This is a genomic window from Pseudomonas sp. 44 R 15 (assembly GCF_900004965.1).
Taxonomy (GTDB): domain Bacteria; phylum Pseudomonadota; class Gammaproteobacteria; order Pseudomonadales; family Pseudomonadaceae; genus Aquipseudomonas; species Aquipseudomonas orientalis_A.
This window is the reverse complement of the sequence record NZ_CVTU01000034.1, coordinates 37,893-47,652: the sequence shown is the minus strand read 5'-3', so window position 1 is coordinate 47,652 and position 9,760 is coordinate 37,893. Positions and strand designations below refer to the sequence as shown.

Here is a 9,760-nt window from a genome sequence, read left to right as displayed (position 1 = left end):
CCAAGCGCGCGGGCGACAATGGCGCTGTGGGCCGTGGCGCCGCCACGGGCCGTGAGGATGCCGGCGACACGGGCCGGGTCCAGGCGCGCGACGTCCGAAGGGCCGACTTCGTCCATCACCAGGATGTAGGGTTCATTGGGTTCCTGCGCAGTGTCGACGCCGCACAGTTGCGCCAATACGCGGCGACCGATGTCGCGCAGGTCGGCAGCGCGCTCGGCGAGCAAGGCATCCTGCAACGACTCCTGCTGCCGGGCAGCCGCTTCGATCACGCTCATCCAGGCCGCTTCGGCGCTTTCGCCTTGCTTGAGACGGGTGTCGACTTCGTCGGTCAGCTCCGGGTCGTCGAGCATTTCCTGGTGAGTGATGAAGATCTCGCGAATCGCCTTGGACTGGCTGCGTTCGATCAGACCCTCGATATCGCGACGCACATCACTCAGCGCAGCCTGCAGGCGCTGGCGCTCAACCGCGCAGGACTCACCGCGCAGTGGGTAGTCGAAGACCTGTTGCACCTGGATATGCGCAGGGCCGATGGCGATACCGGGCGCGGCGGCAATTGCCTGGATCTGGCTACCGGACAGCGGCGCGCTGATCACCGGTTCGATGTCGACGGTGGCGGGCTGGGCGCTGACGGTCGGCAAAGGCTCGACCTCTTCCCCCAGGCCTTCTTCAATTGCGGCCAACAGGGCCGGCAGCGCGTCCCCGGCAATGCTCGGCTCGGCGACGAATTCCAGCACCTGGCCACGCCGCGCGCCGAGGCTCAACAGCTTGCTCAGGCTTTTAACCGATACCGCGCCGACCGGACCATCGACAATGCGCACGCGAATATCGCCATCGAAGCTTTTCGCCAGTTGCGCGAGGATCTTCGCCGGGCGTGCATGTAACCCGTGGGCATTGGCCAGGGTGATGCGCGCGCTCGGCCAGTCGGGCGGCAGTTCGCCACCCAGCACCTCAAGCACGGCACGACTGCTGGTGGCGCGGCCCAATTCCTGGCCGCGCCCTTCGATCAGCAAGGCGCACAGGCGCTCGAGCAACGCCTGATGCGCTTCGCCCAGGCTGGCCAGGCAGAACAGGCCATTGAGCGGCTGGCCCAGGTAGCGCATGGGTTTGTCCGGCGTGACGAAGGCCAGGCCCGGGCGCTTGACCGTCTGCTCGCTGTGCAGCCACCACAGGCCATCGCCCAGGGGCAGTGCATCGACTTGCTGCAACACGGCGGCAAACCCGTTGCTCACGCAATCGGCCTGGCGCAACAGGCGCGCGCCGCGCCACACCAGTTCCTCGAAATCATCGGCCGACACGCCGAGGCTGATCATCTGTGCATCCAGTGCCAGTTCCTGCGGCGCGCCTTGCAGCAGTTTCAGCAAGGCGTCGGCAGAACCGGCACGGCGCAGCGCCTGGCCGAGGTCGGTCTCACCCAGGGCGCGGGTCAGCAATTGCAGCAGGCGCAAGTGTTCATCGGATTTGGCGGCAATCCCGATCGCCAGGTACACCACCTGGCCGTCGCCCCAGTCCACGCCTTCGGGAAACTGCAACAGACGCACGCCGGTGGAAAACACCTGGTCGCGGGTTTCCGGTGTGCCGTGAGGAATGGCGATGCCTTGGCCAAGAAAGGTCGAGCCTTGGGCTTCACGGGCTTGCAAGCCACTGAGATAACCTTCGGCAACCAGGCCATCGGCCACCAGTTTTTCCGCGAGCAGGTGCAAGGCCGCAGATTTATCCACCGCCACCTGGCCCATGGATATCTGCTCTACAGTGAGCTCGAGCATGCCGTTCTCCTAGTTAGTGCGGGGTGCGCACTAGGTATTGTTTTGAATAAATCAGCTTAGCGGTGTTCAAAAGTAACTGACTGAGCGGTCAGTTGGCAGTAGCCACTCAGCGGCGAACATCGTAAAAATACCCTTGCTGAAACGTTTAATCTAGAATTTATGGCAGATTACGCGTTAATTGCGCAAGCTTGAAGGGCCACTCGGCGCCTGTTGTGGGACATTGGTCGTATGCGGGAATCGGTTACGATTGGACAAAATGTCGGGGCACGCTCAAAAAAACAAGGAAACCCGGTTTGAAACTCAGTGATATCGCACGTCTGGCCGGTGTGTCGGTCACAACCGCCAGCTATGTCATCAATGGCAAGGCCGAACAACAACGTATCAGCAACGCGACGGTGGAGCGGGTGCGGGCCGTGGTCCAGGCCCACGGTTTTACGCCTAACCCGCAAGCCGCCGGCTTGCGCAGCCGGCACACGCGCACCCTGGGCTTTATCCTGCCGGACCTGGAGAACCCCAGTTACGCACGCATTGCCAAGTTACTCGAACAAGGCGCACGGGCGCGCGGCTATCAATTGCTGATCGCCAGCTCCGACGATGAGGCTGACAGTGAGCGCCAATTGCTGCAACTGTTCCGCGCGCGGCGCTGCGATGCGCTGTTTGTCGCCAGCTGCCTGCCGGCCGAGGATGACAGCTATCGCGAACTGCAAGCCAAAGGCTTGCCGGTAATCGCCATCGACCGGGTGATGGAGCCCAGCCAGTTCTGCTCGGTGGTCAGCGACGACCGCCAAGCCTGCCAGCAGCTCACCGGCAGCCTGCTGCAACCGTTGCCCAAGCAAATCGCGCTGATCGGCGCCCATCCGGAGCTGAGCATCAGCCAGGAACGTGCTGCGGGTTTTCGTGAAGCCCTGCAAGGCTTTACCGGCGAGGTGATCGTCGAACAGGGCGAAGCCTTCAGCCGCGACTGCGGGCGACAGCTGATGGAGCAATTACTGCAGCGCCTGGGGCATCTGCCTGACGCGCTGGTGACCACGTCCTACGTACTGCTGCAAGGCGTGTTTGACGCCCTGCACGACTTCCCGCTCAAGTCGCGGCCACTGCGCCTGGGTACCTTCGGCGATACCCAGTTGCTGGACTTCCTGCCGCTGCCGGTCAACGCCATGGCCCAGCAGCATCAACTGATCGCCGACACCGCCCTGCGCCTGGCCCTGGCGGCCATTGAAGAAGAACATTACCAACCCGGCGTGCACGGCATCAGCCGAACCTTCAAGCAGCGTATTCACGAGGCCTGAGTGTGGAGCTGATCGACACCCATACCCACCTGGATTTCGCGGACTTCGACAGTGATCGTCCGCAGGTCCTCGCCCACAGCCGTCAACTCGGTGTGCGACGTATGGTGGTGCTCGGGGTTTATCAGCGCAATTGGCAAAGGTTGTGGGATCTGGTGATGGAGGATGAAGGCTTGTTCGCCGCCTTCGGCCTGCACCCGGTGTATCTCGATGAACACTGCCCTGCCGACCTGCTGGAATTGGGCGACTGGCTGACGCGCCTGCAGGGCCACCGGCAACTGTGCGCCGTGGGTGAAATCGGCCTGGATTACTTTCTTGAGCACCTGGACCGAGCGCGCCAGCAAGCGCTGTTCGAAGCCCAGTTGAAACTGGCGGTGGATTTCACCCTCCCCGCTTTGCTCCACGTACGCCGCAGTCACGCGGCGGTGATCGCCACACTCAAACGCATCCACCTGCCGCGTGGCGGCATCATTCATGCGTTCGCCGGCAGCCGGGAAGAGGCCCGCGAGTACATCAAGCTTGGCTTCAAGCTGGGCCTGGGCGGTGCCGCGACCTGGCCGCAGGCCTTGCGCATGCACAAGGTGCTGGCCCAATTGCCACTGGAAGCGGTGGTGCTGGAGACGGACGCGCCGGATATGGCGCCGGCCATGTATCCGGGCCGGCGCAACAGCCCACACCACTTGCCGGACATCTGCAGCGCCCTGGCCGAGCGCATGGGCATCAGCGCGTCACGGCTGGCTGAGGCGAGCACACGCAATGCGTGCGAGCTGTTCCAGTGGTAAGCGGCTGACGACTTGCAGGTTCAAGGTCATCCGTTGCCGATGCCGCACGTAGCGCAGCACCAGAAAGTGGATCAACAGCGTCGTCAGCGAAATGTTGAATTGCCCGATCACACTGAGCAGCCCCAGCCACTCTGCAAACAGCGCTGCCAGGAGGGTCGCGCAGGTCAGCATGATCATGCCGGGCGGCACCAGCGCCCAGTGGTCCAGGGCACGAAAGCGACGCAACTGCTTGCGGCAACACAGCTGCAGGCACGTGTGGCAATAGGTACAGACGAAGGGTTCGTCGATGGCGATGGCGTTCAGTTGCCAGGGTTTGAGTTCAAACGTCATGTCGCAGTGGGCGCAATGCCCTTTGATGCCGATGACAGCGGCCATCGCCGTGCCTCCTTGAGACCGTGACCAGATGATTCAAATGTTCACTCATTCACGGCATATTGAAAGGACAGTAGCGAAATCAGGATAAGGGCCACGTGTGACGGGGTTAAATCCCACCGAAAATTCCTACGTGCGGAACGCGCCATAGGTATCTACACAACTTTGGCGTGACGCCGAACTTGCTCCCCGTTGCTACCCGTAGGGGGCACAGCAGCCTATCTTACTGATACCCCACAAATCCAAATGTGGGAGGGGGCTTGCCCCCGATGGCGGCCTTAGGGCCGACCAGGATGTTGGATTGGGTTGAGTACATATCCGTTTCTGCGGTCACGGCTGCTTAGGGTTCCGCTTTTACAGCGGCTCACTTTTGAAAAGCGCAAAAGTAAGCAAAACGCTCTTGCCCCACCACTCGGCACCTCGCCTAGGCTCGGTGTGCCCGAACGCAGACTTGAATCCGTGGGCCGCCGCCACGCGCCATCCATGGCGCGGGGCGGCTAACCCGGCGTCCTGCCGGGTTACCCACGGATTCAAGCCTGCGTTCGGCCAGCGTGGTTTAACGGGGCGCCTAGGATCAAAAGCAGATCAAGATCAAGGGCGACTCGCTTCGCATCGTGGTTAGTGTTGGCGGCTATAGCCTACGAAGTTGTATGGATATAGGTTATCGGGGGCAAGCCCCCTCGCACGCTGACTGCGCCTCCCCGATTTTGGCTGATCCCTGCTCGGTCAAATGTGGGAGGGGGCTTGCCCCCGATGGCGGTCTCAGGGCAACACCGTCCAGATTGCAAATCCGGCATACCACAGCACCGCCGCACGCAGCAGCAATTCCCACAGTTGATCAAGACTGCTGATGCCTTCGGCGCCCACTACCGGTGGCGGTATTTCCGCAGCGGCCAGGCCAACTTTTCCCACCAGTTGTGCAGCGCTGATATCCCAGCTGAGCAATTCGTGGAGCATGACCCGGCTGACCCCGACAAAGTTGCCCACCAGGGCAAAGCTCGCGGCCAGCAGGCGCACCGGCAGCCAGTCAAAGGCGTGGCGCATTTGCGTGGCGCGTTCGGCCACCAGGGGGTTCTGGCTGTGCTCACTGGCCAGCGCCAGCAGGCGATAGGCCAGAGCCGCCACCGGGCCCAGCAGGAAATACCAGAAAATCACCGCGAAAAAGCTCTGGTACGCCTGCCACAGCAAATGGCCTTGAACCCGCTCGAGCAACTGCTCGCCACTGTCGGCACCCAGCTTCAGGTCACGTTCGGCCACGTGCTCGGCGGCTTGCAGATCACCCCGCCGCCAGGCATCACGAAACGGTCCCAACGCGGCCAACAGATCGCCACGGCCCAGACTGTAGATCACCACCAGTACATGCACCGGCAACGCCAACAAGCCATAGGCCACGGGTTCCAGCACCAGCAGCAACAAGCCCAGCAGCGCCGCGGGCAGCACCACCAGCGCCAGCAGGATCAGCCAGGGCCGCTTGCCCATGCGCGGGCTCGATTCAAGCCTGGCCAGCTCGCGCAGCCAGCCGCCGTCGCGCTGCAACCGCTGGCGCAAGGCCGAGAACTTCTCGATCCACACTGCCAGCACCAGCACCAGGAAACTCATAGTTTGTGTCCTCCATCCTGCAGCGCGCCACGAAAGCGCTTCCAATCAAAAGCCGGGCCCGGATCGGTTTTGCGGCCTGGGGCGATGTCGCTGTGACCGCAGATACGTTGGGGGGTGATCGCAGGATAAGCTGCGAGCAACTGACGCGTCAGCTCAATCAGCGCCTGGTACTGGGCATCGGTGAACGGCAGATCATCTGTGCCTTCCAGCTCGATTCCCAACGAGAAGTCGTTGCAGGTGTCACGCCCTTCAAAGCTGGAGACGCCCGCGTGCCAGGCCCGGTCCCGGCATGCCACAAACTGCGTCACTGTACCGTCACGCTCAATCAGAAAATGCGCAGAGACCCGTAGGTGGACTATCCCCTCAAAGTAGGCATGCTCCGTTACATCCAGGCGATTCTGGAAAAACTCATGCACCTTACCGGTGGCAAACTGCGCCGGAGGCAAGCTGATGTTATGTATCACCAACAACGATACCTCACCTGCCGGGCGCTCGTTGAAGTTGGGCGAAGGGCAATGGCCAATGCCCTCGAACCAACCGCTGACGGGGTCCAACTGCATACAGGCTCCTTGACTGAGACAAAGTGTTACCAGTATGCCGCGTTCCGCCCTGCGGTTGCGATCACTTGCCGCGATTGAGTTGACGCAGGTTGCCCATCACCGCCGCCAGCGCGCGATCGAACAGCAGCCCCTCGTCCAGGCTGTGCAGGGCGCCGCGCTTGAAAGCCGCAGCCAATTGCCCGGGGGTTTGCTCCAGGACCTTGAGCCCCGTGCGGCTGACGAAAATATAACGATGGTTCGGCGCCATGATCGCCGTGAGCTTGCAGCGCAATACCGTGTCGTCGTCCTGGCGCAACTCCACCCAACCGCCGACCCGCAACGGGAGCACCTTGAGCAGGTCCGGGTCATCATGCGGCCAGTCCTCGCCGGCGTCCGACAGTGGGGTGCCGAGAACAAAGGGCTCGCGAACTTCAATCAGCCCGTCGTCGCCCCCGCCTTCGCATGTTTGAACATGTACGGTCTGCAAGCGTAAAAAAAACTCCCGCGTGCTGAAAGGATCGAACGCCGCACTGGCCAACCCGTCGCGCAACGACTTGAGCAACCCTGGCAATTGCGCCAGCAGATGCCGGCCTGCCTCGGTGTCTTCGTGCAGGCCGACGCTCCAGATCAATTCATCCATGGTGCGCAGCCCGGTCTGCCACTGCACCGAGTGTTCGCCGTGCTTGAGAGAGGCCAGCAACAGCACCTGGCTCCAGGTTTGTTGCAGAAATTGCACCACGAACGGCGGCAGGACCTTGCCCAATAGCCGCCGGTTCAGCGCGTGCGCCACGCGCTGGCGAGCGACCTCGGTACGCAGGCGCCCTTCCTCGACATCACGGGTGTGCTGTTCGAGCAACTCACTGCGCCGCTGCTCTTGATCGATGAAGGTGCTGAATGGCGCCAGTAACTGCGAAAAAATCAGCGGATCTTCGGCAAATTCATTCAACAGGCGCTGGATGACCTGTTCGATACGCAGGTACAGGCTGTCGTTCTGATCGCCGTCGTGCGGGCTGCACCCCATGGCGGCACTGGCGATCTGATTGAGCAAGCGGCGTGCCGGGTGACCGGCGCAACTGAACAGGCTCTTGTCGAGCACGGCGACTTTCAGTATCGGGATCTGCAAGCGAGCGATCAGGGCCTTGAAGGCGTGGGGCACACTGCGGTCATTGCGGATGAACTCGAAAAGCAGCGCGACGAGGTTGATCACATCTTCGTCGGCCGCCTCCACCACCCGCGACTTGCCGCTCTTGACGCTGACCCGGGTCAGCAACTGTTCGAGCTGGTTGCGCAGGTCGAAATCGTCCTCGGCGCCAGGCTCCGGTACGTATTGCTGCAAATGCGACAGCAGGCGCAGCAAGTCTCGGCTGGCGATGGGTTGCGGTTGCGCACTGGCTTCAAGGGTTGGCGCTACGCTGCCGCGCACCGCCACCAGCAAGGCTTGCAGGGCGGCAAAGGCTTGCTGGCCGCTTTCGTCACAAGGCGGTTCGGCGGCCGGCGGACGCGCCGGTTGCGGGAGCTCACACGCCGCGCGGCCACCGGCACGACGGGACGGCACGCTCTGGAGTCCGGGCAGGACCCCGGTGGCAACCAGCAGTTGGTTGGCTTCGCCATACAGGTGGTCGGCATCGCTGAGCACGTATTTCTCGAAGAGCTTGAGCATGATCAGCTTGACCCGGATCTCCACCCCCAGGCTACGGCCCGCCTGCAAGAAAAACTGGCAAAGCCGTGCAGGGCCCAGAGGGTTCTCATGATCGGTCATGGGCCTGCCCAACACTTCACTCAGGCGCGCGCTCAGTTGCCCGAGCGCCAAGCCATCACGGTGGCGTACCCGACCGAGCATTGCCTCCAGTGCCACGGCCTTTTCCCGGTCATCGGCCCGGATAGCGCCGGCCACCTCATAGGACACCACAGGCACCGGGTGCAACGCACCGCTATCGGCCTGGCTCAGGTTGGCGAAGGCGGCATACAGTTGCTCCATGAACACGCGCTCGAAGTTCTTGCGCTTGAGGCGCAGGTCGCGCATGGCCTGAAAGAAAATATGCTGGTCAACCGTGCTGCGGGCCTTGTCGGCCATTTCAAACAGGGTGTCGTCGGCGTTATCGAACAGTTCCTGCAACCCCTGTTGCAACTGTTGCGCCGCTTTGTCACGCACCTGCAGCACCACCACCGGCAGACGTGCGAGCGGCGATGGCGTGGCCTGTGCCTGCTTGATAGGCACCACCTTCCCGTCATTGTGCATCCTGGCCTCCTGAAACGGCGGGTGTTGAGATGGGCAGGAACGGGGCCTGACCCGCTGGGCATTGCAAATACCCGATCACCATCAGGACGTCAAAGCTATGACGCCAATTGCAAGGCGCGAGATTATCGGCAAATCATGGACATTGCGCCAGTAAACTCTGCCCGGCGCGGTAAATGAGTGACGCGTCTGGGTTCCAGTTCACACAGCCCCTATAATCGCGGCACTTAGTCTGTGGAGCCTGTTATGCCGAACCTGCGTCTTGCCGACCTCGCCGCCGAAATAGAAGCCAACGTGCGCCGCGCACTCCTGGAAGACATCGGCAGTGGTGATATCACCGCACAGTTGATCCCGGCCGAACGGCTGGCCAAGGCCACGATCATTACCCGCGATGCGGCCGTGATTGCCGGGACCGCCTGGGTGGATACGGTCTTCCGCCAACTGGACCCCCGCGTCGCCGTGCATTGGCAGGTGGCCGACGGTGAGCGCGTCAGTCCCAACCAGCCGCTGTTTCACCTTGAAGGGCCGGCGCGCTCGCTGCTCACCGGTGAACGCAGTGCGCTGAATTTCCTGCAGATGCTGTCAGGTGTCGCCACCCGCGCCCGATACCTGGCGGATTTCGTCGCCAGCACCCAGGTCAAGCTGCTGGACACGCGCAAGACGTTGCCGGGCCTGCGTCTGGCGCAGAAGTACGCGGTGACCTGCGGCGGTTGCCACAATCATCGCATCGGGCTGTATGACGCCTTCCTGATCAAGGAAAACCATATCGCCGCGTGCGGGGGCATTGCCCAGGCCATCAGCGCGGCCCACAAAATCGCCCCCGGCAAGCCGGTGGAGATCGAAGTGGAAAGCCTGCAGGAGTTACGCGAAGCACTGGCGGCGGGTGCCGACATCATCATGCTCGATGAGCTGAGCCTGGACGACATGCGCGAAGCCGTGCGGCTGAACGCGGGCAAGGCCAGGCTGGAAGCCAGCGGCGGCATCAATGAAAGCACGCTGCTGCCCATTGCCGAGACCGGCGTGGACTACATCTCCATTGGTGCGATGACCAAGGATGTGAAGGCTGTGGATTTGTCGATGCGGCTGAGTATCTAAAGAGCCTAGGCAGTAGGAGCGAGCTTGCTCGCGAAAAACTCAACGACGCCGCGTGCACTCGGATGTCACGCGTTATCGTTAACGTTTT

8 protein-coding genes are annotated in these 9,760 nt (G+C 62.3%); 3 read left to right on the top strand and 5 right to left on the bottom strand.

Going from position 1 to position 9,760, the window contains the following annotated elements:
* A partial coding sequence (gene fruB / locus BFP93_RS02980) for a fused PTS fructose transporter subunit IIA/HPr protein (RefSeq protein WP_141687936.1) occupies positions 1-1,763 on the bottom strand: 1,763 nt, incomplete at its 3' end.
* A 293-nt stretch (positions 1,764-2,056) separates the two neighbouring features.
* On the opposite strand from fruB, the gene cra reads away from it, so the two are divergent.
* Both cra and BFP93_RS02970 read left to right on the top strand, forming a co-directional pair.
* Positions 2,057-3,052: a catabolite repressor/activator gene (gene cra, locus BFP93_RS02975; protein WP_065891889.1), complete on the top strand. Its 996-nt coding sequence runs from the start codon at positions 2,057-2,059 to the stop codon at positions 3,050-3,052.
* Between the two features lie 2 nt (positions 3,053-3,054).
* Positions 3,055-3,831, top strand: a complete 777-nt coding sequence (locus BFP93_RS02970; protein ID WP_065891888.1) for a TatD family hydrolase — start codon at positions 3,055-3,057, stop codon at positions 3,829-3,831.
* On the opposite strand, the gene BFP93_RS02965 is transcribed toward BFP93_RS02970, so the two are convergent.
* From BFP93_RS02965 to BFP93_RS02950, 4 genes are all read right to left on the bottom strand, one after another.
* Entirely contained in the window at positions 3,778-4,206 is a 429-nt protein-coding gene (locus tag BFP93_RS02965; protein WP_065887981.1) for a hypothetical protein, read from the bottom strand. The two genes, BFP93_RS02970 and BFP93_RS02965, sit on opposite strands and share 54 nt — an antisense overlap.
* A gap of 759 nt (positions 4,207-4,965) precedes the next feature.
* A complete protein-coding gene (gene ampE, locus BFP93_RS02960; RefSeq protein WP_065891887.1) occupies positions 4,966-5,802 on the bottom strand; it encodes a regulatory signaling modulator protein AmpE in 837 nt (278 codons plus the stop codon).
* Positions 5,799-6,362, bottom strand: a complete 564-nt coding sequence (gene ampD / locus BFP93_RS02955) for a 1,6-anhydro-N-acetylmuramyl-L-alanine amidase AmpD (protein ID WP_065887983.1) — start codon at positions 6,360-6,362, stop codon at positions 5,799-5,801. Before ampD ends, ampE begins: the two co-directional genes overlap by 4 nt.
* Positions 6,363-6,423: 61 nt before the next feature.
* Positions 6,424-8,580 (bottom strand): DUF1631 domain-containing protein, encoded by a 2,157-nt coding sequence (locus BFP93_RS02950; protein ID WP_065891886.1) that lies wholly within the window; start codon positions 8,578-8,580, stop codon positions 6,424-6,426.
* A 243-nt stretch (positions 8,581-8,823) separates the two neighbouring features.
* Here BFP93_RS02950 and nadC point away from each other — a divergent pair, with 243 nt between their 5' ends.
* Positions 8,824-9,672 (top strand): carboxylating nicotinate-nucleotide diphosphorylase, encoded by an 849-nt coding sequence (nadC, locus tag BFP93_RS02945; RefSeq protein ID WP_065891885.1) that lies wholly within the window; start codon positions 8,824-8,826, stop codon positions 9,670-9,672.
* Positions 9,673-9,760 lie beyond the last annotated feature (88 nt).